Source organism: Actinophytocola gossypii, assembly GCF_025165815.1.
Lineage (GTDB): Bacteria > Actinomycetota > Actinomycetes > Mycobacteriales > Pseudonocardiaceae > Actinophytocola > Actinophytocola gossypii.
The window spans coordinates 1-24,877 of record NZ_JAFFZE010000025.1 but is presented as its reverse complement, the minus strand read 5'-3'; the positions used below and the strand labels follow the sequence as shown (position 1 = coordinate 24,877).

Here is a 24,877-nt window from a genome sequence, read left to right as displayed (position 1 = left end):
CTACATCATGTCCGAGGGGTCGCGCCGCTGGCGGCGGACGGTGTGCACGATGAACAGCGTCAGCAGCAGCAGCCCGACCCCGCCCGCGGCGCCGATCACCGCGACCTGCACCGGCACCCAGTTCCGCTCGTGCGGCGGCGGCATCTGGAACGGCACCTCGATGGCCTCGTCCGCCGGGATGCCCTCCTCGGACGGAAGCATCCTGGTCAGCGCGGCGACCGGGTCGACCATGCCGTAGCCGATCTGGACGTTGCGCCCGCCCTCGGCCGCCGGGTGGGCCGCGGTGGCCTTGATCCGATCCATGATCTGCTTCGCGGTCAGCGGCTCGCCGAGCTTCTCGAACCGCTCCGCGACCAGTGCCGCGAGCCCCGCCACGTAGGGCGCGGCGAAGCTCGTGCCTCGGATGAGGCTCGGCTGTTGGCCGCCCGCTCCCGCGGTCACGTTGACCAGTCCGCGGGGGTCGCCCGGGTTCAGCGAGATGATCTCGGTGCCCGGCGCGGCCACGCTCACCCACGGCCCGTGCATGGAGAAGTCGGCCGGGTTGCCCTGCTTGTCCACGGCGGCCACCGAGAGCACGTACTCGGAGAACCACGGCGGGGTGACGATGTAGTCCGGGTTCGTCGGGTCGGAGCTGTTCTGGTCGGGGCAGTCCTTGGAGGGGATGTTGCCGGCCGACGAGACGACCACGGCGTTCTGGTCCTCGACCGCGTACCGCAGCGCGCGCTGGAGGTTGCGCTCGTCCTCGGTGATCGGCGCGGTCGCCGGGCGGCAGCTGTCCACCGACATGTTGATCACGTCGGCGCCCTGGTTCGCGGCCGAAACCACGGCCTTGGCCAGCGTCTTCAGGCTGCCGGCCGACGGCTTCTCCGGCAGGTTGGAGCCCTCCGGCGGCTTGAACTCGTAGTACTCGCTGGACTGCCGGATGCTCAGGATCGTCGCGTCCGGCGCGATGCCCCGGAAGCCGATGTTGTCGGAGGTCGGCTTGGCGGCGATGATCCCGGCGACCTGGGTGCCGTGGCCGTCGCAGTCGTCCAGCCCGTCGCCGCCGTCCGCCACGTAGTCGCCGCCGCCCTTGAGCCGGCCGGCCAGGTAGTCGTGCGCGTTCACCCCGGTGTCGATCACCGCGACGGTCTGGCCCGCGCCGGTCGCGAACTGCTGCAGTTCCCCGAACTGCAGCACGTCCTGGCCCCAGGCCTTGTCCTCCAACTCCACGCTGCCGTCCAGGGCCTGCACACAGCCCTCGTCGGTCCTGGTGTAGGTGAGGTCGGGCTTGCCGTCGTCGTCGGGAACCGCGCGGTCGTCGCCGAGCGGCGGGGGCTGCGGGCCGGCCGGGGTCGGGTCGGTGGCGTCGTCCGGCTGCGCGTTCGCCACCGGGGCGGCCGGCACCAGCACGGCCAGCAGCGCGGCCGCGAGCAGGCGGGCGGTCAGTCGGCCCCGTGCCATCACTGGCTCGGCAGGATGTTGACGCTGCGCAGCACGGCGTAGAGGTTCATCACCGCCAGCGCGAGCGGGAGCAGCACCGCGATGCAGATGGCCTCGATGATCTCCACCGTGCGGCGCAGCGGCGGCGAGAACCGCTGCTCGGGGAAGATCACGCCGAGCACCAGGGCCGCGGCCCCGATCAGCACCAGCGTGCCGAACACCCACAGCAGCCGCCCGACGGTGTCCATGCTGAGGATCCAGCCGACCAGGATGCCGGCCGCGGACAACATGCCGGTCGCCAGCAGCGCGATCGCCTGGCTGCCGTTGGCGTAGGTGCGGGCCCGCAGCAACAGCACCAGGGTGGCCGCGATCGCCATCGCGATCGCCCAGAAGTCGCCCTTGCCGGCGGTGATGATCGCGCCGATGGCCGAGGCCGTGCCGCAGCCGATGATCATTCCGGTCATGTACTCGTGCGCGAGGCCCGCACGCCGCTCGATCGAGCGGTAGTCCGGGAAGCCGGTGTCCTCCTTGAGGTCCTCGGCGCTGCCCGGCACGTTCGGCAGCGGCAGTCTGGCCAGCTGGATGGTCAGCCGGGGCAGCACCGACAACCCGGCGAGCGCGACCGCGGTGGTGCCGGCGGCGATGCCCGGTGCCGGGTGCGCGATCAGGGTCGCGATCGCGAAGGCGATCACCCCGATCAGCGCGGCCGTTCCGGCGGCGACGAACGCGGTCACCCCGGCGCCGATCACCATGATCGACGCGGAGGCCACGATCAGCACCAGCGCGCTCGCGAGCAGCAGGCTCGCCCGTCCGGTCGCGCCGGGCACGATGTAGAGGCCGGAGACGAACGCCATCGGCAGTCCGCCCGCCGCGGCGATCAGCACGCCCGCGGTCTGGGCCTGGTACGCGCGGGCGATCACCGCACCGAGCGCGACCGCGACCACGGCCGTCGCCCCCGCGGCGACCGCGGCGCCGACATGTGAGCCGCCGAACATCGGGCCGGCCATCAGCACCGTGACCGCGGCCACCACCAGCGCGAGCGCCCCGGCGATGTAGCCGATGCGGTTCGCGGTCTGCTTGGTCCACGGCCGGTAGCTGTCCGGAGAGGACTCCGCGATCGCGTCCACCACGTCGTCGTACAGCGGCGGCGGCGGGTTCTCGGCGCGCTTGCGCAGCTGCAGCAGCTCGCCGTCGACCACACCGAGCGAGGCCAGCGTCCGGCTCGGGTCCAGCGGGTTGTCGCCCAGCTTGGCCAGGCACCAGCCCCCGTGCCGCGCGCCGCCGTCCGGGGTGGTCTCCTTGGCCATCTCCAGCAGCATCGGCAGCAGGTCGGCCACCGCGACCCCGGCGGGCAGCGCGACGTCGATCCGTGTTCTCGGCGCCACCACCGTCACTCGGCTGAACACCGTCGTCCCGGTTGCCACCGCGAGCCCCCTCACTGTCCCGTACTTCGATAACCACCTCTTGCCGTCGGTGGCGGCCCCTAGTATGGCCGTACCGGTTCCGGCGCGTGCGCGGGTTCCGCAAGAAACGGTCTGAAGACGTACGGGGGCACATTAAGGTGAGCGCGCTTGCGAGCGAACCACTGACGCAGGGCGACCGCGAGCGGCGACACCGAGCCTGCGAGGCGGACAGGGTTGATTCCGGGGAGGCGGACCTGTGAGCACGCTTCAGTTCAAGCGGTCACCGCGGTTGGCGGCGCCTCGCCAGCCCGGCGGCGAGGTCCACCTCGAGCCGCCGCCCGAGGTACCCCGCGTCATCCCCGGCAACATCCTGATGAAGCTGATGCCGGTCGTGATGGTCGTGGCGATGCTCGGCATGATGGCGCTGCTGTTCACCGCGGGCGGCGCGATCGGCCGGAGCCCGATGACGCTGCTGTTCCCCATGATGATGATGTTCTCGATGGTCGGCATGATGGGCCAGAACCGCGGCGGCGGCCAGAAGAAGGCCGAGATGAACGAGGACCGCAAGGACTACCTGCGTTACCTCGGCCAGATGCGCGACCGCGCCCGCGAGGCCTCCCTCGACCAGCGCGCCGCCCTGGAGTGGGTGCACCCCGACCCGCAGGCGCTGTGGTCGATCGCCACCAGCCGCCGGATGTGGGAGCGCCGCCAGTCCGACCCCGACTTCTGCCACCTGCGCGCCGGCCGGGGCTCCCAGCGCCTCGCCACCCGCCTGGTGCCGCCGCAGACCGGCCCGGTCGACGAGCTGGAGCCGATCGCCACGCTGGCGCTGCGCCGGTTCGTCCGCGCCCACTCGATCGTGCCCGAGCTGCCGATCCAGGTCGCCGTCCGCGGGTTCGCCGCGGTCGGCCTGACCGGCGAGAAGGAGCTGACCCGCGGCCTGGCCAGGGCGCTGATCGCCCAGCTGGTCACCTTCCACACCCCCGACGACGTGCTGATCGCGGTCGTCACCTCCGGCCGGGCCAAGGAGGAGTGGGAGTGGGCCAAGTGGCTCCCGCACACCCAGCACCCGACGATGGTCGACGGCATCGGCGCGCTGCGGATGATGGCCGGCTCGCTCGCCCAGGTGGAGGCCTGGCTCGACGAGGAGCTGCGCGACCGGCAGCGGTTCACCCGCAACGCCCCGCCGCAGCCCGACCAGCCGCAGGTGCTGATCGTCCTCGACGACGGCGAGGTCACCCGCGAGGAGCAGATCATCCTGGAGGAGGGTCTGGTCGGCGTCACGCTGATGGACCTGTCCGAGAGCCTCGGCAACCTCACCGCCCGCCGCGGCCTGCGGCTGGTCGTCGAACGGGACCGGCTCGGTGCCCGCAGCGCCAGCGGCGTCGAGTGGTTCGCCAAGCCGGACACGATGACGATCGCCGAGGCCGAGGCGCTGGCCCGCAAGCTCTCGCCGTACCGGCTCGGCGCGGCGTCCGCCGACGAGGGCGGCGACGAGCCGCTGCTGTCCAACCCGACGCTGCTTGAGCTGCTCGGCATCCCCGGCGACCCGATGACCTTCGACGTGCAGCAGGCGTGGCGGCCCCGGCCGATCCGCGACCGCTACCGGGTGCCGTTCGGTGTCGGCGAGTTCGGTCAGCCGGTCGAGCTGGACATCAAGGAAGCCGCGATGGAGGGCATGGGCCCGCACGGCCTGTGCATCGGCGCCACCGGTTCCGGTAAGTCCGAGTTCCTGCGCACGCTCGTGCTGGGCATGCTGGCCACGCACTCGTCGTCGACGCTGAACTTCGTGCTCGTCGACTTCAAGGGTGGCGCGACGTTCCTCGGACTGGACTCCGCGCCGCACGTGGCCGCGACCATCACCAACCTGCAGGACCAGCTGACCCTGGTCGACCGCATGAAGGACGCCCTGGCCGGCGAGATGAACCGGCGCCAGGAGGCGCTCAAGAACGGCGGCAACTTCAAGAACGTCTGGGAGTACGAGAAGGCCCGCGAGAACGGCGCCGACCTCGACCCGCTGCCCGCGTTGTTCATCGTGGTCGACGAGTTCTCCGAGCTGCTGTCGGCCAAGCCGGACTTCATCGACCTGTTCGTCGCCATCGGCCGACTCGGCCGCTCGCTGCAGATGCACATGCTGCTCGCCTCGCAGCGGCTCGAGGAGGGCAAGCTGCGCGGCCTGGACTCGCACCTGTCCTACCGGATCGGTCTGAAGACGTTCTCCGCCGCCGAGTCCCGCGCGGCCATCGGCGTGCCGGACGCGTTCGAGCTGCCGTCCATCCCCGGTTCCGGCTACCTCAAGTTCGACACCTCGACGATGGTCCGGTTCAAGGCGTCCTACGTCTCCGGCGCCTACCGCCCGGCCGGCATCCAGGCCGCGGTCGGCCCGGCCGCGCCGATCAGCGGCGACCGGCGCGCGAAGTTGTTCGTGCCCGACTTCGTGGAGATCCCCAAGGAGCCGGAGAAGCCGGTCGAGCAGCCCAAGGAGGCGCCGAAGCCGGAGGGCAACAACCCGACCGAACCGAGCGAGCTCGACGTCATCGTCAGCAGGCTGATCGGTCAGGGCCCGCCCGCGCACGAGGTGTGGCTGCCGCCGCTGGACACCCCGAACTCGCTGGACACCCTGCTGCCGCCGCTGCAGCCCACCGAGGACCGCGGCCTCTCGCCGGTCGGCTTCTTCGGCAACGGCCGCCTGCAGCCGCCGCTCGGCCTGATCGACAAGCCGTTCGAGCAGCGCCGCGACCTGCTGTGGGCCGACTTCTCCGGTGCCGCGGGCCACGCCGCGGTCGCCGGCGGTCCGCAGTCCGGCAAGTCGATGCTGCTGCGCACGCTGATCATGTCGATGGCGCTCACGCACACCGCGGAGGAGGTGCAGTTCTACTGCATCGACCTCGGCGGTGGCACCATGGCGTCGCTGCAGGGCCTGCCGCACGTCGGTGGCGTCGCCGGCCGGCTCGACCCGGACAAGGTGCGCCGCATGGTCGCCGAGGTCTCCGCGCTGATGACCGAGCGCGAACAGCTGTTCCGGGACAAGGGCATCGACTCGATGACCGACTTCCGCAACCGCAAGCGGCGCGGCGAGCTGCAGGAGGACAAGTGGGGTGACGTCTTCCTGATCGTCGACGGCTGGCTGAACTTCCGCCAGGAGTTCGAGGCCGTCGAGCCGCAGGTGCTCAACCTCGCCGCGCAGGGCCTGTCCTACGGCGTGCACCTCGTGGTGTCGGCCAACCGGTGGGCGGAGATCCGCCCGGCGCTCAAGGACCTGCTCGGCACCCGGTTCGAGCTGCGTCTCGGTGACCCGAGCGAGTCCGAGGTCGACCGCCGCGTCGCGGTCAACGTGCCGGCCGGCCAGCCAGGCCGCGGCCTGTCCAGGGACAAGCTGCACTTCCTCGTCGGCCTGCCGCGCATCGACGGCTCCAGCAACGACCAGGACGTCGCCGCCGGCGTGCAGGACGCGATCGCGAAGGTCGGCGGCGCGTGGCGGGGCAGGCGAGCGCCGCAGGTGCGGCTGCTGCCGGACACGCTGCCCTACGAGGAGCTGATCGCCCAGGACGACCAGCGGGGCACCCGGCGGGTGCCGATCGGGGTCAACGAGGACGCGCTGGCACCGGTGTACCTCGACTTCGACGCCGACCCGCACTTCTTCGCGCTGATGGACGGCGAGTCCGGCAAGACGAACCTGCTGCGCACGATCGTGCAGGGCATCTGCGACCGGTACACGAAGAAGGAAGCCCTGATCCTGCTGATCGACTACCGGCGCACGATGCTGGGCTTCATCAAGACCGACCACCTGCTCGGCTACGCGGTGTCCAGCAACCAGCTCGGCGGGATGGTCAAGGAGATCACCGGGTCGATGCGCAAGCGCCTGCCCGGCCCGGACGTCACCCAGGAGGAGCTGCGCAACCGGTCCTGGTGGAAGGGCCCGGAGCTGTTCGTCGTCGTCGACGACTACGACCTGGTCTGTCCGCAGGGCAACAACCCGCTCCAGCCGCTCGCCGAGTTCATCCCGCAGGCCAAGGACGTCGGCCTGCACATCGTCGCCACCCGGCGTACCGGTGGTGCCGGCCGCGCGATGTACGACCCGGTGCTCGGCAAGCTGAAGGAGATCGCGAGCCCCGCGCTGCAGGGCTCCGGCAGCAAGGACGAGGGCGTCCTGATCGGCACCGTCCGGCCGAAGGTGCTGCCGCCCGGCCGGGGCACCCTGGTCAGCCGCAAGTCGGGCCAGCAGCTGATGCAGGTGGCCTGGATCCAGCCAGAGTGACATGACGGCGACATGACACTGCGGGTGGCCGTCGACTTCGGCACGTCCAGCACCTGTGTCGCGGTCTCGGTACACGGCCGCGACCCGCAGGTCGTGGCGGTCGACGGCCACCCGCTGATGTCCTCGGCGGTGTACGCGGACGTCGACGGCACGCTGTTCGTCGGGCAGGAGGCCGACCGGCACGCCGCGGTCGACCCGTCCCGCTACGAGCCGCACCCGAAGCGGCGGATCGACGAGCGGGAGCTCCTGCTCGGCGCCAGCGTCGTCCCGGCCCGCGACGCGATCCGCGCCGTACTCACCCGTGCCGTCGCCGAGGCCCGCCGGTTCGCCGGCGGCGCCGAGGTCGACCAGCTCGTCCTCACCCACCCCGCCGACTGGGGCGGCGTCCGCACCCAGGTCCTCCGCCAGTCCGCCGTCGCCCTGGCCCACCGCACCACCCTCATCCCCGAACCCGTGGCCGCCGCCGTCTTCCACACCGTCTTCCACACCGCGAGCCGTACCTTCCCGTCGCGCGAGTCGTACGCTCCCGACCCGCGAGTCGTACGTTCCCGTCCCGCGAGTCCCCCGTTCGCGCTCGCCGTGCTCGACGTCGGCGGCGGCACCGTCGACGTCTCCGTGGTCCGCGCCGTCCCCCGCCCGCCCGGCGCGACCCGGACGCCGGCGTTCCAGGTGCTCGCCACCCGCGGCGACCCCCACTTCGGCGGCGCGGACGTCGACCAGCTGCTCCTCGACCACGTCGGCTCGGTGGTCGGCGGCGTCGACGACGACGCGTGGCGGGCGCTCATCGAGGGCCGCGAGCTGCCCGACCGGCGCCGGCGGCGGGTGATCCACCAGGACGTGCGCGGCGCCAAGGAGACCCTGTCCCGGCACGCCTACACCGACGTCCCGATGCCGCCGCCGTTCCCGGACGTGCACGTCACCCGGGACGACCTGGAGCGGCTCATCGGCCCGTCGGTCGACCGGGCGGCCGAGCTGACCGCGGCCACGATCCGCGAGTCCGGGGTGCGGCCGCCCGACCTCGCCGGGATCTTCCTGGTCGGCGGATCGAGCCGGATCCCGCTGGTGTCGCGCCTGGTGCACCAGCGCACCGGCGTCGTGCCGACCACGCTCGACCAGCCGGAGACGGTGGTGGCCAGAGGCGCCCTGCGCGCCACGGCCGACACCTCGGCGCCCGCCGAGCCGGCCCGACCGACGAGACCACCCCCGCCGCCGCCTCCCGCGCCCGCTCCGCCACCGCCGCCACCCGGCCCGACCCCGCGCGTCCGCCGCCTGTTGGCCGCCGGCGCCCTGCTGGTCGTCGCGGCCACGGTCGCCGTGGCGGTGCTGGCGCTCACCAGCGACGACGACCCGGTCCGGCGAGCCACGCCGACCACCTCCACGCAGCCGCCGCAGCGGCCGAGCCGGGTGATCGCGCAGTACGAGTACCAGTTCGCGCTGCCCGACGGCTGGCGGCAGACCGGCGGCGACGGCGACCTGCTGCGCACCGAGCTCAAACCGGTCGGCCGCGAACGCGAGGCCGACCGGCTGCTGGTCGAGCAGAAGCGGCTCGCGTTCGACAGCACCGAGGACCGGGCCCGCGCGGTCGGCGGGCTGCGCGCCGACTACGAGCGGTCCGACGGCCGGTTCACCGGCTTCGACGAGGACGCGCGGTTCGCCGGCCGGGACGTGATCCACTACCGCGAGCAGCTGTCCGACGCCCTCGTGCGCTGGTACGTGATCTTCGACGGTCGCGCACAGGTGAGTGTCGGCTGCCAGTACGGCACCGACGGCAGGCGCGAGCCGGTCGACGCCGCGTGCGAGACCGTTGTGCGCAGTTTGACCGTCATCGGCTGACCTTCGCCGATACGCTCGGGCCCGGAGGTGGCCGACATGACCGGGCAGGACGGTTTCCGCGGGGCGGCGGCGCGTTTTTCGGCTGAGGTGGAGGCCGCGCTGACCAGAGCCCGGCGCGCGGCCAGCGAGGCCAGAGCCCAGTCCGGGGAGTTCCGCCGCGACACCGCCGAACTCGCCGAGCGGGCGCGTTCCGGCCGCCCACGCGAGCCGGAGCCGGCGCCCGTTCCGGAGCCGGAGGACGAGGACTTCTCCCAGCACCAGATCATGGTCGACGCCGCGCCGCGCGAGGAACCGGAACCCGACCGGACGGAACCGGAACCGGAACCCGAGCCGGAAACCGCCCCGACCCGCGACGACGAGGACTTCTCCCGGCAGCGAGTTCTGTTCGACGTGACGGACGAGCACTACCGCCCGGAATCGTTGGGAACCGGCATCTTCGAGCTCCCGGAACCGGAAAACCCCAGGTAGTCACGCATTCGCCAGGGTTGCGCTAGCAACGGAGGCGTTCACGCTAGCAACGACCTCTGATCAGGTGGCGACAACGCGGAACCGGACATGGCAGGGTCTACGTCGCAGGAGGCGTACGAACCAAGAAACGTACGGCTCGATCCAAAGACAAGAAGGGGGCAACTCCCAATGGCTGACGGTTACACAGGGACAGTTGCAGAGTTCACCAACGCCCACCAGAAGACCGTGGGTGTCAAGGAGGACGTCGAGGCGACCCTCAAGCAGGTGTGGGACACGGTCATGGGCCTGCAGGGGCAGTGGAAGGGCCAGGCGGCCACCGCGTTCACGAACATGATGACGCGGTTCGACAACAACGCCAAGAACCTCAACGCCGCCCTCGAGGCGATCGCCGAGCAGCTGATGGCCGCGGGCTCCACCTACGACGAGAAGGAAGCCTCGCAGCAGGACGTCTTCGGCGGTCTGTCCGCGCAGCTGGACGGCTGAGCGCGCTTCTTTCCACTGACCACCTGAAGACCAAGCACCAAGGGGATTGAAATGTCGGAGATCAAGGTTACATTCGGTGGCCTCGAGGCCGCCTCGGCGAGCATCACGTCGAACGCCCAGAAGGTCCAGGGTTCGCTGGACGACCTGAAGTCGTACCTGCAGCCGCTGGTCGCCACCTGGACCGGTGAGGCGTCCGAGGCCTACCAGAACCACCAGCGCCAGTGGGACACCGCCGCCGCCGACCTGCAGCAGGTCCTGGCCGCGATCGGTACCGCCGTGCAGCGCGCCGCCGACGACTACCGCGACGGCGAGCGCAACAACGCCGGCCGCTGGTGAGCTGACGCGCCACAGCGAACACGAGCGGCGGGGCCCGGGAGATCGATTCCCGGGCCCCGCCGCTGTCTTCGCTACTCGTCCGTGTCTCTGGAGTTGAACGCCGCCCAGAACGCGTCCACCTTCGCCGGGTCGGTGATGTCGGTCAGGTCGTCCGCCTCGGGGACCTCCGGGAAGTCCTCCTCGGTCGCCTCGCCGAGCACCTCGTAGCCGATCTGCAGCTCCAGCGGCGTCGCCTCGCCGTCGGAGACCTTGCCCCGGATCTCGAACCCGGTGAAGTCCATGTTCCGGTCCAGCTGGATCGTCACCGGCACCACCTGGTCGAGCATGTCGTCGGTGACCTCGTCCCGCTGCTCCTCCGGGATCGAGATGAAGCCCTCGTCGATCATCAGCCCGAGCAGCGCGCCGGTCGTCACCTCGACGCCGTCGTCGGTCCGCACGACCTCGTTCGGCAGCCGGTCCGGTGCCTCGAGCTTCGTCTGCGCCAGCGCGTTGTCCAGGTGGCAGGCCACCCACGCGGTCAGCAGGAAGCAGGTGTTGAACCCGCCCTGGTACAGGGTCGGCACCGACACCCACGGCGTCGGCGCCAGGTCCGCGTGCCGCTCGTCGAGCCGCACGTAGTCCAGCGGCGAGTCCGGCGGGTGCAGGATCGCCGACTGGTCGGCGTCCTCGTCCTGCTGGCGCATCAGCAGCGTGATCGGCGGGTCGCCGTACTTGTACGACTCGTGCACCGTGGTGATCCGGGTGTCGCCGTGGTTGAGGAAGTTGTGGACCCGCGCGTGCTCGTCGCCCAGGTTCTTGAAGTGCTCCTGGAACGCGGTGATCGCGGTCTCCCGCGCGATCCGGTCGGCCTCGGCCCGGTCCGGCGACGGCGTCCCGGCCGTCGGTCGCGCGCAACCGGCCAGCACGCCCACGGCGAGCAGGCCGGCGATGACTCGTCGGATCGCCATCGCACCCTCCTGATAACCCGCGTGCACGGTAGCGTCCCGGGTGTGTGGGGGGCCGCTTTGACCCTGCTCGTGGGCGGCGGGTATCTTTCTGTGTTGTTGCGCGGCGCGGGCTGCTGCCCGCTGACGCCCGCGCAGGCACCCAGACGATTGACGACGAGGTAGATCCGTGCGCACGTACAGCCCGAAGCCCGGCGAGGTCGACCGCACCTGGCATGTCATCGATGCCGAGGACGTGGTGCTCGGCCGGCTCGCGTCGAACGTCGCCACGCTGCTGCGCGGCAAGCACAAGCCAACCTTCGCGCCGCACGTGGACACCGGCGACTTCGTGGTCATCGTCAACGCCGAGAAGGTCGTGCTGACCGGCAACAAGCGCGACCAGGCCTTCGCCTACCGGCACAGCGGCTACCCGGGCGGTCTGCGCAAGCAGTCCTTCGGTGAGCTGCTGGAGACCAAGCCGGAGCGGCTGCTGGAGAAGGTCGTCAAGGGCATGCTCCCGAAGAACAAGCTCGGCCGCGCCCAGGGCAAGAAGCTCAAGGTCTACGCGGGTCCCGACCACCCGCACGCCGCCCAGCAGCCGAAGCCGTTCGAGATCGCCAAGGTCAGCCGCTAACAGGCCAGCCACCAGCACGAATTGAGGACCATTGACTACCCCTGAGACCGACGCCGCCGAGCCGGTGGCCCAGCCCGCCACGCCGCGCGTGACCGGGGAGACCGCCCAGACCGTCGGCCGCCGCAAGGAAGCGGTCGTCCGCGTCCGCCTGGTGGCGGGCACCGGCAAGTTCGTGCTGAACGGAAAGTCGCTCGAGGAGTACTTCCCGAACAAGGTGCACCAGCAGCTCGTCCGCGAGCCGCTCGTCATGCTCGAGAAGCCCGAGTCGTTCGACATCCGCGCGAACCTGAAGGGCGGCGGCACCACCGGCCAGGCCGGTGCGCTGCGCCTGGCGATCGCCCGCGCGCTCATTGACATCGACTCCGAGGACCGGCCGACGCTGAAGAAGGCCGGCTTCCTCACCCGCGACCCGCGGGTCAAGGAGCGCAAGAAGTACGGCCTCAAGAAGGCCCGGAAGGCGCCTCAGTACAGCAAGCGCTGAATCCAGTGCGGTGAACGCCACGCTCTGTGCGAACGATGCACGGGGCGTGGCGTTCGCTGCTTTTCGCCCCCCCTTTTGGAGGTTCCCCACGATGGCGCGCCTGTTCGGCACCGACGGAGTTCGCGGACTCGCCAACGGCGACCTCGGTCCCGAGGTGGCCCTGTCCGTCGCCGCCGCTGCCGCCCGCGTGCTGGCCGAGCACGACAGCTCGCACCGGCCGGTCGCGGTCGTCGGCCGCGACCCGCGCGCGAGCGGGGAGATGCTGCAGGCGGCCGTCGCGGCCGGGCTCACCTCGGCCGGCGCCGACGTCATGCAGGTCGGCGTGCTGCCGACGCCGGCGGTCGCGCACCTGGTCGGCGAGCTGAACGCGGACTTCGGCGTGATGATCTCCGCGTCGCACAACCCCATGCCGGACAACGGCATCAAGCTGTTCGCCTCGGGCGGGCACAAGCTGCCGGACACCATCGAGGACGAGATCGAGGCCGCCGTGGGCGTGGTGGCCGACCGCCCGACCGGTGCCGGCATCGGCCGCGTCTACGACATCTCCGACGCGCTCGACCGGTACATCGCGCACCTGCTCAAGGCCCTGCCGCACCGGCTCGACGGCCTCCGCGTGGTGGTCGACTGCGCGAACGGCGCAGCGTGGGCGGCCGCACCCCAGGTGTACCGGGAGGCGGGCGCCGAGGTCATCGCGATCCATGCGCTGCCGGACGGCGAGAACATCAACGACGGCTGCGGCTCCACCCACCTCGACGCCCTGCGCGAGGCGGTGCTGGCCGAGCGCGCCGACCTGGGCATCGCGCACGACGGCGACGCCGACCGGTGCCTGGCGGTGGACGCGTCGGGCGAGGTCGTCGACGGCGACCAGATCATGGCGGTGCTGGCGCTGGCGATGAAGGAGTCCGGGGAGCTCGCCGAGGACACGCTGGTCGCGACCGTGATGAGCAACCTGGGCCTGCACCTGGCGATGCGCGAGCACGGCGTGACCCTGCGGACCACGGCGGTCGGCGACCGGTACGTGCTGGAGGAGCTGCGCGCGGGCGGCCTGTCGCTGGGCGGCGAGCAGTCCGGCCACCTGGTGCTCCCCGCGCACGCCACCACCGGCGACGGCCTGCTGACCGCGATGCGCCTGATGTCGCGGATGGCGTCGAGCGGCCGGTCGCTGGCGGACCTGGCGGCCGTGATGACCAGGCTGCCGCAGGTGCTGGTGAACGTGAAGGTGGGCGACAAGGCCGCGGTGGCGACGTCGGTGACGGTCAACGAGGCGGTGGCCGCGGTGGAGGCGGAACTCGGCGACACCGGCCGGGTGCTGCTCCGCCCGTCCGGGACCGAGCAGCTGGTGCGGGTGATGGTGGAGGCCCCGTCGCAGGAGGAGGCCGAGGCGGCGGTGCGGCGGCTCGCTGGAATCGTCGCCACGGCGGGCTGACGGGGGGTCATCCCGGGCGTACGATCCGTGTCTGTGTTTCAGCGCTGACTAGCCAGGGGGTCGGTAATGCCGGCAGGGTTCGAGTACGACCCGGAGGCCATCCGGGCCTACGCCGAGGTCTTCGAGCAGGCGAGTACCCAGCTCGAGCGGGTGACGGCGACCCTGGCCGACACCAGCGCGAAGCGGGCCGACTTCGGCACCTCCTGGGCCGAGCACGGCAGTGACTTCGAGTCGTACATCGCGGCGCTGGCCGAGGACCTGGGCAACCTGACGACCGGCCTGGCCGAGGTGGCGGGCAAGCTGAACCAGGGCACGGACCTGATCGTCACCGCCGACACCACGGCGCTGGGCGACCTGAAGGCGACCGGCGCATGAGGTTCGAGCTCCCCGACGCCACCTCCGCGATGAACGAGAAGGTGGCCGCCGCCGGTGCCGACGGCGAGGCGTGGGACGTCATCGGCGCGCCGCTGGACCACGCCGTGGGCGAGGTGGCGCCCGAGTACGGCCGCAAGCTCGAGCTGGACCTGGCGCCCGCCCCCGAGGACAAGCGCTTGGAGGTCGCCGGCCTGCACTGGGGCAGGATCGGCAAGGACGCCGCCCGCCTCCACGGCCTTGCGGCGGCGATCGAGAACGTGGCCGGTGTGGTGCGGGCCGGCCGGGAGCGTCTCGCCCACGACTGGAAGGGCGAGGCGTACGACGCGTTCCGCACGTCGATCGAGAAGGTGGAGCGCACCCTCGACGACTACGCGGGTGCCGTACGGGGCGCGGCCGGCAACCTGGAGGCGGCGCTGTCCGCCATCCGCACCGAGTACGCGACGTACCGGGACGACGCGGTGAACACCCACCTGAAGTTCACCGGCCTCACCGAGCCGGGTTCGTGGCGCAAGGTCGACGACGCCGACGTGGAACACTTCGCCGACCGCTGCGACGAGACCCTGCACGGGTTCGCCTCGGGGTGCCTGAAGAACAACGACGAGCAGAAGTCGTACATCGTCGGCCGGATCATCACCCAGCAGAACTACGACGACGTGGCCGGCTGGCTCTGCCAGGACAACGCCGGCCTGGTCATCGGCCAGTACCAGCAGATCACCCGCTGGGCGGACGAGGAACGCTCGGCGATCAGCGGCAAGATCAACAACTGGTACGAGGCGACCGACCAGCTCCGTTCCGATGTGGACAAGCTCCTCGCCGACGCCCTGGACACCCTGCGGATCATCGCCGAGACCAAGCCGTTCCAGACGCTGTCGATAGTGGACGCCGGCCCGCCCGCCGGTGGCGCTCCGGCGACCCCGAGCCAGGCCCCGATCCCGTCCGCCCCGCCACCAGCACCCGAGTCGGCTCCCGAACCAGTCCCGTCGCCCGCGTCCGAGGCTCCCGAACCGAAGCCCGAGTCGGTGGAGATCAAGCACGCCGACCGAACCATCGCGGTGAACAACCCCACCGATGAGGGCCAGATCAAGATCACGGTCGACACCCCGGCGGGCGAGACCAGGTCCTACACGCTCGACTTCGACGCCGCGAGTGGCCTGACGCCCGCGGCCGAGCCGCTCCCCGACACCGAGCATGTTCCCGCCGGAACCAACGGCAAGTGCGTCATCCGGGACGGCCAGGTCACCATCATCGCCGAACGGTCCCTGTTCGACGCCGACACCATCACCGTCACCGTCGGCGACGGCACCAGCAAGCCGACCACGTACACAGTCGACTTCACCGCCGAGCCCGAGCCACCGGCCTCCGCGGACTCCGCTCCCGACTCGAGGGCCACGGGTTCCGCACCTGTCTCGGAGGAGCCCGTGGAGGTTCCGGGCTCGGCGGAGTCCGCTGTTCCGGATGCCGAGAGTTCCGTGCGTGGCCCGGTGGAGTCCGCTGTTCCGGATGCCGAGAGTTCCGTGCCCGGCGCGGTGGAGCCCGCGGTTCCGGATGCCGAGAGTTCCGTGCCCGGCGCGGTGGAGTCCGCTGTTCCGGATGCCGTAGACCCCGTTCCCGGCGCGCCGCGGTCCGCGGATCCGGATTCCCCCGACTCCACACCCGACGCCAGGAATTCCACCGACCCCGACCCCGACCCCGCACGCTCCGCGCCCACGGAACCCGCGAACCCCGCCGAGACGTCGCCCACCGACGTCTCCGATCCACCCGCTCCCGACTCGCCGCCGGTCAACACGACAGCCCCCGCCAACTCGAGCACCGCTGAGGCAACCGCCACCCAGAGTGACCCCAGCGGCCGCCTGTCCGGCGTACTGCTGTCCGACCCGCCCGAGCCCGGCGAGGCGGGCCTGGCCAGCGCCGCCGACGGCGAGCCGGCCGGCGCGACCGGTTCCGCCGTGCCGGTGATGGCCGCGGCGGGCGCGGCCGGCTCCGGAGTCAACGGCGACACCGAGACCGTCGGCCGCGCCGGCACCGGCTGGAGCGTGCACGGCGACCTCTTCGACTCCGGCGATCCCGTCCACAGCATGCACGGCGTGCTCGGCGAGGACGATCTCAAGTCCCAGTGAGGTGAGCGTGTCCCTGTACGAGCTCGATCCCGACGCGACCCGCCGCCGCATCGAGGCCACCGCCGCCGCGGGCCTGCGCGCACTGGGCGAGACCGCCACCCGCTCCGAGGCGATCGACAAGCAGGTCAAGGACCTGCTCGAACGCCGCGAACGCGAAAAGCAGGCGATGGACGAGCGCATCGCCCAGGCCAAACCCGCCGAGCCGGAGCCACCCACCCGCGTCCCCCCGAAACCCGCCACCCTCGCCCTCGGCGCCGACGAGTTCCGGACGACCCGCGAGCCCGACCGGCGAGGCAGGCCGGTCGAGCGCTCCGCGCCCGCGCGCGCCACTCCGTCCGGTGCGCGCAGCGGCGAGTCGGGGGCCGCCGGCCATCTGGACGGGCAGACCCGGCGAGGTGTCACCGGCGGGCAAGGCATCTGGCCCGGCCAGGACTCGACAGACGGGCAAAGCGCACGAAACCGACAGCCCGTGCAGCCCCAAGCCGCCCGATCCCAGCGTGCTGAGCAGAGCCGCCAGCCGATGAACGCACAGGTTGACCGAGCCGCACGTGCCGCCCAGAGTCGGCAATCCTCTGCGGAGGCTGATCGGGTCGAGCGTGTTGGCCAGAGCCGGCCGTTCACGAGCGCGGAGGCTGCCCGGGGCGAGCGTCCTGGCCAGAGCCGGCCGTTCACGAATGCGGCGGCTGACCGGGTCGAGCGGAGTGGTCAGCTAGGGCCTTCACAGGTTGGCCGAGGTGAGCCCGCTGGCCAGAGCCGGCCGTTCACGAGTGCGGAGGCTGACCGGGTCGAGCGGAGCAGCCAGACCCTGAAGTCACCGGTCGATCGAGCCGAGCAGAGTCGGCGGTTCGCGCGCTCACCCGGCGATCGGGCCGAGCGGCAGTCCCCGACCGTGCAGGCCGACCGGACCGCGCGGGCCGACCAGCGCCGGCAACCCACACGGTCACAGTCCGACGAGCCTCGGCGTGCTGAGCCGAACCCGCCACGACCCGCCGGTGACACAGCATCCGCGGCCGGCAGGACCTCGCAGCCGCCGTCCCGTCCCGCCCCGCGGAAGACCCTCAAGCTGGGCGCACCCGAGGACCGCGAGGCAACCCCCGAACCCCAACCTCGCCAGGCCCCGCCCCGCCGCCCGACCTCGCCCACCGACGAACCCGACGACCTCTCCGGCAGCTCCTGGCTGCGCTGAAGTTGCGAGCCGCGCAACGTTTGGGGAAGCAAATTCCTGGTGCCCGCACCGCCGTCACCTGCGGATAGGTACATTCTGGTTGGCACCGGCCGTCGCCTCGGTGCGTCCTAACGGGGAGTCACGCACTCCAGTGGCCTCTTGCTCCAAAAGGGGGATTTCGGACCATGACCACGCCACCGCCCAGCACCACCTCGAACACCACCAACGATCCGGGGTCCAGCGGGGTCGCGCCTCCTGACGGCTACACCACCGATACCGGCCAGATGTCCACGTCCGGCCGCAACATCAGCAACGCCGCCGAGGACGCGCAGGGCGAGGTCGACGACCTCCAGACGACCGAGGTCGCCGCCGCCGACTTCGGCAAGGCGCACACCGAATGGCATGCCGACTACTCCACCGCCATGGAGCAGATCGGCGCCGGCGCCACCGCGATGTGCACCAACATCATGTCCTTCGCCGGCCAGCTCGGGGGCGCCGGGCAGTCCTACGAGAGCACGGACACGGGTGCCACCAGCACGGTGACCACGCCCGGGAGTGGGCTGTGAGCCATTCCTGGAACGAGGTAAAAACCCTCCTCGACGATCCGTTCGTCGATGCGGACACGAAGCAGCGGTTGTATGCGGCCTATTTGCAGGACAATGGGTATGGCGGGCTCGGGTATGCCGACGCGGAGGATATGCCTGAGGAGATGCGGGGGTACCACGATCAGTATTTGGATCGTGGTGAGTTTGTTCCGATGGGGTCCCTCGACGATGTGTATGCGGATGCGCAGGCGGAGTCTGAGGAGGGTGGTTACAGTCATCGGCTGGTTCAGGATGAGTTGGATCGGAATACGGCGGATTTGGATGGGTTGAGTGCGCCGACGTCGTCTTCTGCTGGGGTGGAGAAGTCGGATGAGTTGTTTGAGTTGGCGCGTCCGGCGTTGCGGGTGTTTGAGAATTTTATTCCGGTGAATGATGTGGTGCCGGGGGATTCTTTGGGTCGGCATGGTCGGATTAGTATGGAGGATGTTCGTACTCGGTTTGATGAGCAGTTGGGGATTGGGTTTCGGAAGTTTTTGGAGGATGCGGAGCGGTTGCGGGCGGCGCATGGGGTGTTGTCGGGGTTGCGGTCGTCGACGGAGTCGGAGTTGAACACGGTGTATGGGTCGTGGTCGGGTCCGGCGGCGAATGCGTCGTATCGGTTTTATTCGCAGGAGATTGATCCGAATTCGTCGGATTTGGTTGATTTTTTGTCGGCGGCGCCGGGGATGATTACGGCGTTGGTGGAGAATGTGTTCGCTGAGTGTAAGGCGAAGGCGGATACGGTGATGGGGTTGTATTCGCCGACGGTGGGTAGTGCGACGCCGGATATGGCTCGTAAGGTTGTGGAGTTGGCGAGTGCTGATCTTGGTGAGGATGATCATGATCGGGTGCTTGAGGTTGCGGCGTGGGTGGATTCGCAGTGTGGGACGGATTTGGAGGGGCGGATTCGTTCGGATGACTGTGATTTGAATGATGAGAACAAGGAGTATGTGCGGCGGGAGTGTAAGGCGTGGATTCGTGATTCGTTTAATGTTGATTTGCATGATTCTTTGTATGAGACTTTCACGCAGACGTGTGATGACGCCGCGGAGGCGGTGAACAGGTTTTATGAGGAGTTGAATTCGTATTTGGGGGAGTACGAGAACAAGTTTGGTGAGGCTTTGCCGCCGCAGCAGCCGGGTCCGACCGGTCCCGGCCCGACTGGCCCAGGTCCGACCGGTCCCGGTCCCTCGGGTCCCGGCCCGACCGGCCCGGGAAGCCCCGGTGGTCCGAGCGGCCCCGGTGGACCCGGGGGCCCGTCCATGCCGCCCCCGCCCGCTCCGCCCCCGCCACCCTCAGTGCCCGAGATGCCGGGTCCGGAGGACACCCCACTCCCGGACGCGCCCACCCCGGGCGACCAGAGCAACCTGCTCCCGAACACCCCGGGCGAACAGGAAACCGTCACGATCGACGACGGCGAGCGCTCGATCTCGGTGACCAGCCCGGACGGCCAGGGCCAGGTGACGGTCACCGTCGACGACGGCTCGGGCCAGCCGAAGACGTACACGCTGAACTTCGACGAAGCCACCCCCACCGGCCCCGGCGCCGACGGTACCCAGCCCACCTCACCGACCCAGCCCGGCCAGCCCGGCCAGCCGAACCAACCGGGTCAGCCGAACCAACCGGGTCAGCCGATCCAAGCGGGCCCCGACGGCACCTGCGTCATCGAGGACGGCGACCTGACCATCACCGCCGAGCGTCCCGAGGGCTCCACCGACACCGTCGTGGTCACCGTCGACGACGGCACCGGCGAACCCGTCACCTACGACCTCGACTACTCCGGCGAGGAGGGCCCCACCGCCACTCCCCAGCCGCGCCCCCTACCCGCCGAAGCGCCGGCCACACCGGCGGGCCTCGTCGGCAACGACCCGCATGGTCAGTTCGTCCCGGGTGACCAGGTGGGCGGTGGCCCGGGCGGTTTGCCGGATCCGCGTGGTCAGTTCGCTCCGGGTGAGCAGATGGGTGGTGGGCCAGGTGGTCCGCCGGATCCGCGTGGTCAATTCGCTCCTGGTGAGCAGTTCGGTGGTCCGGGAGGCCTGCCCGATCCGCGTGGTCAGTTCGCCCCTGGCGAGCAGATGGGTGGTGGGCCAGGTGGTCCGCCTGACCCGCGTGGACAGTTCGCTCCCGGTGAGCAACTCGGTGGTCCCGGAGGCCTGCCGGATCCTCGAGGTCAGTTCGCGCCGGGCGAGGCACCCGCCGGTGGTCCGGGAGGCCTGCCGGATCCGCGTGGTCAGTTCGCTCCTGGTGAGCAGTTCGGTGGTCCGGGTGGCTTGCCGGATCCGCGTGGTCAGTTCGCTCCTGGTGAGCAGTTCGGTGGTCCGGGTGGCTTGCCGGATCCGCGTGGTCAGTTCGCTCCTGGTGAGCAGTTCGGTCCGGGGAACCTGCCCGACCCGCAGGGCCAGTTCGCCGTCAACCCCGAGCACGGCGGCACCTCCGCCCAGTCCAGTGTCGCCGGTGGCTCGTTCTTCGCCGATCCGAGTGATGCCACCGGTGAGGCCGGCTCCTTCGGCCTTCCCGACTCCAGCAACTACACCGGCACCCCGTCCGACGCTCCGGGCGAAGCGGGGCTCGCGTCCGCCGCGGACGGGGGCGACGGTGGTGACACCAGCGACGGCGGCGGCAGCGGCGGCGGCGGACAAAGCCAGCACGGCATGGCCGGCGGCATGCCGATGATGGCCGGTGGGGCCGGCGGCGGTGGCGCGGGTGGCGGCGACCAGGAACGAGCCGGCTCCCAGTGGCGCACCACCGGCGACCTGTTCGACGACGTCACCGACGCCCAGGTCCGCAGCGCCTTCGGCGAGGGCGGCCGGTAGGAGGGAAGGAAAGATGAGCGCTCACGACAAGGCCGCCAAGGCGCGGGCGCGGATGGATCAGGTCCGCCGGGAGATGGCCGAACGCCGCGCGCTGCGCACCCGCAACGCCCGCGCGGCCCGCGAACGCGCCGCCGAGGCCCTGAGCAAGCAGGGCCCCGTCGCCGAGCAGGTCGCCAAGCACATGGGTGAGCTCGGCCGCCGTCGCGCGCAGGCCGGTGGCTGGGCCACCGAGAGCACCGAGCGGGACAAGGACTACATCATGGGCTTCGGCGGCGAGGACGCCGAGGCCAAACCGGAGTTCGTGTTCCGGGCAACCCGGCCGCGCGAGGAGCCGCCGCCCGGCGGGCTCGGCGCCATCGAGGACGACACGCCCGCGCCGGCCCCGGAACCGCCGAAGCCGGTGCAGAAGCCCGTCCAGCCGCCGCCACCGGTGCGTCGTCCGGCCCGTCCGACCGAGGTGCTCGACGACGAGGACGACTTCTCCAACCAGTCGAGTTGGATGAACCGGCAGTGAACGCGCTGATCGCCGCGCGGGCCGCCGAGATCAAGGCCGTGGTCGCCCGGGTGCTGGAGGTCGACGAGGACGCGGTCGGGCCGGCCGACCACTTCGTCGACGACCTCGGCGCCGACTCCATGAAGCTCATCGAACTGCTCGCGAACCTGGAGATCGAGTTCGACGTCGAGGTGGACTCCGCCGAGTTCGAGCGGCTCGTCTCCCTCGACGGCGTCTACGACGTGTTGAGCAACGCGCTGGACGGGTGACGGCGTGCGGCGGGTGGCGGTCACCGGGCTCGGCGTCGTGTCGAGCATCGGGGTCGGCGCGCGTGAGTTCGCCGCCGGGTTGCGGGCCGGGCGCAGCGGGGCCCGGCCGATCGGTGCGTTCGACACCACCGGGTTCGCGCACGCCACGGGCTGTGAGGTCGTCGGGTTCGAGCCGGAGCGGTGGCTGACCCGGCCGGAGACCCTGCCGCGTGCGGGACAGTTCGCGGTCGCGGCCGCGACGATGGCGGTGCGCGACGCCGGCCTGGACGGGCTCGGTGACGCCCGCACCATGGTCTCCGTCGGCACCACGGACGGCGGCGGCGACCGCGGCGAGCGGATCGCGGAGGCCGTCGTGCGGGGTGCGGGTGTGCCGGCGGGCGAGGCCGCGCGGGTGCCGGCGGCGCTGCTGTCGGTGGGCGTCGCCCGGGAACTGGGACTGGCCGGCGCCGAGGTGTCCACTGTGGCCACGGCGTGCGCCGCGGGGAACTACGCGATCGGCGACGGGTTCGACGCGGTCGCCGCCGGGGACGTGGACGTGGCGCTGTGCGGGGGCGCGGACGCCATGTGCCGGATGACGTTCACCGGCTTCTACCGGCTCGGCGCGGTCGACCCGGAGCGGTGCCGGCCCTTCGACACGCACCGCCAGGGCATCCTGACCGGCGAGGGCGCGGGCGTGCTGGTGCTCGAACCGCTCGACACCGCGCTCGCCCGAGGGGCCCGGATCTATGCCGAGGTGCTGGGGTACGGGCTGAACTGCGACGCCGGACACCCGGTCGCGCCGGACCGCAGCTCGGTCGCCAGGTGCATGCGTCTCGCGCTTGACGACGCCGGGGTGGAACCGGGCGAGGTCGACCTGGTCTCCGCGCACGGCACCGGGACGAAGGCCAACGACGTCACCGAGTGCGGTGCGATCCGCGACGTGTTCGGGGCGACGCCGCCGCGCACGGTGTCGGTCAAGTCGATGCTGGGGCACACGATGGGCGCGGCCAGCGCGCTGTCGGCCGCCGCGTGCTCGATCGCGTTGGCCGAGGGGTTCGTGCCGCCGACGATCAACCACGTCGAGACCGACCCGGAGTGCGGCGTCGACTGCGTGCCGAACGAGGCGGTGGCGGCCGACCTGCGGGTGGTGCAAAACAACGCGCTCGCGTTCGGCGGCAACAACTCGGTCGTGCTGTTCGGCAGGGCACCGTGATCATCACCGGCTGGGCCACGACCTCCCCGTACGGGCGCGGCGCCGGCGCGTTCGCCGACGGCGTGCGCTCTGGTGTGCCCGCTCCGGCGGTCCGCGGCGCGGACGACTGGTTCCCCGAGCCGGAACCGGCGCACCTGGTGCCCGACTTCGACATCGAGGACGTGTTGGGGCGCAAGGGAACCGGCTCGATGGACCGCGGTACCGCGCTCGCCGTGCACACGGTCGGGCTGCTGCGCGCGGAGGTCGGAGCCGACGGGCGCACCGGCGTCGTGCTCGGCACCACCAGCGGGAGCACGCTCACCCAGTTCGGCTTCACCGCGGACTCGCTGACCCGGCGCAGGCCGTACTTCGTGAACCCGGCGCAGATGCCGTTCGCGCTGATGAACTCCGCCGCCGCGCGCAGCGCCGGCTGGCACGGGTTGACCGGTCCGAACACGACGCTGGCCGCCGGCAGGCTGTCGGGCGTCGCGGTGCTGCGATACGCCGGACGGTTGCTGCGAGCCCGCCGGGCGAGCGGGGTGTTCGCCGGCGCGGTCGAGGAGCACAGCGGGGCCCGTGCGCTGCTGGAACGCGAGGTGGGTAACACCGCCCGGTTGGGCGAGGGCGCCGCGGTGTTGTTCCTGCGACCGGCGTCGAACGGGAACCGATCGGCGGTGGCGGAGGTCGTAGCCACGGGCACGCGGCTCGCGGCGGACGGGGAGGTCCGGCGCGCGCTGGTCGAGTGCCTGCGGCAGACGTTGGTCGGGGTGGCGCCGGACGAGGTGTGGGGGCTCGCGGTGTCCGGGATGGACACGATGGAGAGCGACGCGGTGCGAGAGGTGTTGGGAACGCGGATAGACCGGGTGGTCGCGCCGGGGCGGCTCGTCGGGGACACCGGCGCTGTCGGCGGCGTGTTCGGGCTGACCGGGCTGTTCGCGCTCGCGGAGCGGTCCGACGACGCGCACGGGCGGGTGGCCGTGGCCACCGCCGTGGATCGGGACGGCATGGTCGGTTCCGTGGTGGTTCGGCTGCTCGGTGTTAGGGGAGTTCGATGAGCGACAGGTCGTGGGACGAGGTCAGGGCGCTGCTGGACGATCCGTTCGTCGATGCGGACACGAAGCAGCGGTTGTATGCGGCCTATTTGCAGGACAATGGGTATGGCGGGCTCGGGTATGCCGACGCGGAGGATATGCCTGAGGAGATGCGGGGGTACCACGATCAGTATTTGGATCGTGGTGAGTTTGTTCCGATGGGGTCCCTCGACGATGTGTATGCGGATGCGCAGGCGGAGTCTGAGGAGGGTGGTTACAGTCATCGGCTGGTTCAGGATGAGTTGGATCGGAATACGGCGGATTTGGATGGGTTGAGTGCGCCGACGTCGTCTTCTGCTGGGGTGGAGAAGTCGGATGAGTTGTTTGAGTTGGCGCGTCCGGCGTTGCGGGTGTTTGAGAATTTTATTCCGGTGAATGATGTGGTGCCGGGGGATTCTTTGGGTCGGCATGGTCGGATTAGTATGGAGGATGTTCGTACTCGGTTTGATGAGCAGTTGGGGATTGGGTTTCGGAAGTTTTTGGAGGATGCGGAGCGGTTGCGGGCGGCGCATGGGGTGTTGTCGGGGTTGCGGTCGTCGACGGAGTCGGAGTTGAACACGGTGTATGGGTCGTGGTCGGGTCCGGCGGCGAATGCGTCGTATCGGTTTTATTCGCAGGAGATTGATCCGAATTCGTCGGATTTGGTTGATTTTTTGTCGGCGGCGCCGGGGATGATTACGGCGTTGGTGGAGAATGTGTTCGCTGAGTGTAAGGCGAAGGCGGATACGGTGATGGGGTTGTATTCGCCGACGGTGGGTAGTGCGACGCCGGATATGGCTCGTAAGGTTGTGGAGTTGGCGAGTGCTGATCTTGGTGAGGATGATCATGATCGGGTGCTTGAGGTTGCGGCGTGGGTGGATTCGCAGTGTGGGACGGATTTGGAGGGGCGGATTCGTTCGGATGACTGTGATTTGAATGATGAGAACAAGGAGTATGTGCGGCGGGAGTGTAAGGCGTGGATTCGTGATTCGTTTAATGTTGATTTGCATGATTCTTTGTATGAGACTTTCACGCAGACGTGTGATGACGCCGCGGAGGCGGTGAACAGGTTTTATGAGGAGTTGAATTCGTATTTGGGGGAGTACGAGAACAAGTTTGGTGAGGCTTTGCCGCCGCAGCAGCCGGGTCCGAC

The 24,877-nt window shown here is 70.5% G+C and carries 20 protein-coding genes and 1 pseudogene; 18 read left to right on the top strand and 3 right to left on the bottom strand.

What is annotated here, in order from left to right; translation table 11 throughout:
* Together mycP and eccD are read right to left on the bottom strand one after the other, a co-directional pair.
* On the bottom strand, positions 1 to 1,443 hold the full coding sequence (gene mycP, locus JT362_RS30425) for a type VII secretion-associated serine protease mycosin (protein ID WP_260195289.1): 1,443 nt from the start codon (positions 1,441 to 1,443) through the stop codon (positions 1 to 3).
* Positions 1,443 to 2,846 (bottom strand): type VII secretion integral membrane protein EccD, encoded by a 1,404-nt coding sequence (eccD, locus tag JT362_RS30420; RefSeq protein ID WP_260195288.1) that lies wholly within the window; start codon positions 2,844 to 2,846, stop codon positions 1,443 to 1,445. The genes mycP and eccD overlap by 1 nt, the downstream gene beginning before the upstream one ends.
* Before the next feature lie 235 nt (positions 2,847 to 3,081).
* Between eccD and eccCa the strand changes: the two genes are divergently transcribed.
* From eccCa to JT362_RS30395, 5 genes are all read left to right on the top strand, one after another.
* Complete coding sequence (gene eccCa / locus JT362_RS30415; RefSeq protein WP_260195287.1) at positions 3,082 to 7,083, top strand: type VII secretion protein EccCa; 4,002 nt, start codon at positions 3,082 to 3,084, stop codon at positions 7,081 to 7,083.
* 12 nt (positions 7,084 to 7,095) lie between these two features.
* Positions 7,096 to 8,916: a type VII secretion-associated protein gene (locus tag JT362_RS30410; RefSeq protein ID WP_260195286.1), complete on the top strand. Its 1,821-nt coding sequence runs from the start codon at positions 7,096 to 7,098 to the stop codon at positions 8,914 to 8,916.
* Positions 8,917 to 8,952: 36 nt separating this feature from the next.
* A complete protein-coding gene (locus JT362_RS30405) occupies positions 8,953 to 9,384 on the top strand; it encodes a hypothetical protein (protein WP_260195285.1) in 432 nt (143 codons plus the stop codon).
* Positions 9,385 to 9,471: 87 nt separating this feature from the next.
* Positions 9,472 to 9,867 carry a WXG100 family type VII secretion target gene (locus tag JT362_RS30400; RefSeq protein ID WP_311202769.1) on the top strand — a complete coding sequence of 132 codons (396 nt, stop codon included), beginning with the start codon at positions 9,472 to 9,474 and terminating at the stop codon, positions 9,865 to 9,867.
* Positions 9,868 to 9,918: 51 nt separating this feature from the next.
* On the top strand, positions 9,919 to 10,203 hold the full coding sequence (locus tag JT362_RS30395; RefSeq protein ID WP_260195283.1) for a WXG100 family type VII secretion target: 285 nt from the start codon (positions 9,919 to 9,921) through the stop codon (positions 10,201 to 10,203).
* A gap of 71 nt (positions 10,204 to 10,274) precedes the next feature.
* On the opposite strand, the gene JT362_RS30390 is transcribed toward JT362_RS30395, so the two are convergent.
* A complete protein-coding gene (locus JT362_RS30390; protein WP_260195282.1) occupies positions 10,275 to 11,150 on the bottom strand; it encodes a hypothetical protein in 876 nt (291 codons plus the stop codon).
* 166 nt (positions 11,151 to 11,316) lie between these two features.
* Here JT362_RS30390 and rplM point away from each other — a divergent pair, with 166 nt between their 5' ends.
* The 13 genes and pseudogenes from rplM to JT362_RS30325 all read left to right on the top strand — a co-directional run.
* Positions 11,317 to 11,760, top strand: coding sequence for a 50S ribosomal protein L13 (gene rplM, locus JT362_RS30385; protein ID WP_260195281.1), 444 nt, complete (start codon positions 11,317 to 11,319; stop codon positions 11,758 to 11,760).
* Between the two features lie 31 nt (positions 11,761 to 11,791).
* The gene (gene rpsI / locus JT362_RS30380; protein ID WP_375546582.1) at positions 11,792 to 12,241 is read left to right on the top strand and encodes a 30S ribosomal protein S9; all 450 of its coding nucleotides are present in this window, start codon (positions 11,792 to 11,794) and stop codon (positions 12,239 to 12,241) included.
* Positions 12,242 to 12,332: 91 nt separating this feature from the next.
* A complete protein-coding gene (glmM, locus tag JT362_RS30375; protein ID WP_260195280.1) occupies positions 12,333 to 13,667 on the top strand; it encodes a phosphoglucosamine mutase in 1,335 nt (444 codons plus the stop codon).
* Positions 13,668 to 13,733: 66 nt separating this feature from the next.
* Entirely contained in the window at positions 13,734 to 14,042 is a 309-nt protein-coding gene (locus JT362_RS30370; protein WP_260195279.1) for a type VII secretion target, read from the top strand.
* On the top strand, positions 14,039 to 16,159 hold the full coding sequence (locus JT362_RS30365; protein WP_260195278.1) for a hypothetical protein: 2,121 nt from the start codon (positions 14,039 to 14,041) through the stop codon (positions 16,157 to 16,159). The genes JT362_RS30370 and JT362_RS30365 overlap by 4 nt, the downstream gene beginning before the upstream one ends.
* A 7-nt stretch (positions 16,160 to 16,166) precedes the next feature.
* A complete protein-coding gene (locus tag JT362_RS35485; RefSeq protein ID WP_311202768.1) occupies positions 16,167 to 17,345 on the top strand; it encodes a hypothetical protein in 1,179 nt (392 codons plus the stop codon).
* A 164-nt stretch (positions 17,346 to 17,509) separates the two neighbouring features.
* A complete protein-coding gene (locus tag JT362_RS30355; RefSeq protein WP_260195277.1) occupies positions 17,510 to 17,890 on the top strand; it encodes a WXG100 family type VII secretion target in 381 nt (126 codons plus the stop codon).
* Complete coding sequence (locus tag JT362_RS30350) at positions 17,887 to 20,721, top strand: hypothetical protein (protein ID WP_260195276.1); 2,835 nt, start codon at positions 17,887 to 17,889, stop codon at positions 20,719 to 20,721. Before JT362_RS30355 ends, JT362_RS30350 begins: the two co-directional genes overlap by 4 nt.
* Before the next feature lie 13 nt (positions 20,722 to 20,734).
* Entirely contained in the window at positions 20,735 to 21,235 is a 501-nt protein-coding gene (locus tag JT362_RS30345) for a hypothetical protein (protein WP_260195275.1), read from the top strand.
* Positions 21,232 to 21,483, top strand: coding sequence for an acyl carrier protein (locus tag JT362_RS30340; RefSeq protein WP_260195274.1), 252 nt, complete (start codon positions 21,232 to 21,234; stop codon positions 21,481 to 21,483). The genes JT362_RS30345 and JT362_RS30340 overlap by 4 nt, the downstream gene beginning before the upstream one ends.
* 4 nt (positions 21,484 to 21,487) lie before the next feature.
* Positions 21,488 to 22,675 carry a beta-ketoacyl-[acyl-carrier-protein] synthase family protein gene (locus JT362_RS30335; RefSeq protein ID WP_260195273.1) on the top strand — a complete coding sequence of 396 codons (1,188 nt, stop codon included), beginning with the start codon at positions 21,488 to 21,490 and terminating at the stop codon, positions 22,673 to 22,675.
* On the top strand, positions 22,672 to 23,709 hold the full coding sequence (locus tag JT362_RS30330; protein ID WP_260195272.1) for a beta-ketoacyl synthase N-terminal-like domain-containing protein: 1,038 nt from the start codon (positions 22,672 to 22,674) through the stop codon (positions 23,707 to 23,709). Before JT362_RS30335 ends, JT362_RS30330 begins: the two co-directional genes overlap by 4 nt.
* Positions 23,706 to 24,877: pseudogene (locus tag JT362_RS30325) on the top strand (WXG100 family type VII secretion target); the annotation flags it as partial. The gene JT362_RS30330 and the pseudogene JT362_RS30325, both read left to right, overlap by 4 nt.

Bases quoted from the DNA above. Each gene is read 5' to 3' on its own strand.
- mycP (WP_260195289.1), bottom strand. From the start codon at position 1,443: ATGGCACGGGGCCGACTGACCGCCCGCCTGCTCGCGGCCGCGCTGCTG.
- JT362_RS30410 (WP_260195286.1), top strand. From the start codon at position 7,096: ATGACACTGCGGGTGGCCGTCGACTTCGGCACGTCCAGCACCTGTGTC.
- JT362_RS30405 (WP_260195285.1), top strand. From the start codon at position 8,953: ATGACCGGGCAGGACGGTTTCCGCGGGGCGGCGGCGCGTTTTTCGGCT.
- JT362_RS30400 (WP_311202769.1), top strand. From the start codon at position 9,472: ATGGCAGGGTCTACGTCGCAGGAGGCGTACGAACCAAGAAACGTACGG.
- JT362_RS30395 (WP_260195283.1), top strand. From the start codon at position 9,919: ATGTCGGAGATCAAGGTTACATTCGGTGGCCTCGAGGCCGCCTCGGCG.
- JT362_RS30390 (WP_260195282.1), bottom strand. From the start codon at position 11,150: ATGGCGATCCGACGAGTCATCGCCGGCCTGCTCGCCGTGGGCGTGCTG.
- glmM (WP_260195280.1), top strand. From the start codon at position 12,333: ATGGCGCGCCTGTTCGGCACCGACGGAGTTCGCGGACTCGCCAACGGC.
- JT362_RS30370 (WP_260195279.1), top strand. From the start codon at position 13,734: ATGCCGGCAGGGTTCGAGTACGACCCGGAGGCCATCCGGGCCTACGCC.
- JT362_RS30365 (WP_260195278.1), top strand. From the start codon at position 14,039: ATGAGGTTCGAGCTCCCCGACGCCACCTCCGCGATGAACGAGAAGGTG.
- JT362_RS30355 (WP_260195277.1), top strand. From the start codon at position 17,510: ATGACCACGCCACCGCCCAGCACCACCTCGAACACCACCAACGATCCG.
- JT362_RS30345 (WP_260195275.1), top strand. From the start codon at position 20,735: ATGAGCGCTCACGACAAGGCCGCCAAGGCGCGGGCGCGGATGGATCAG.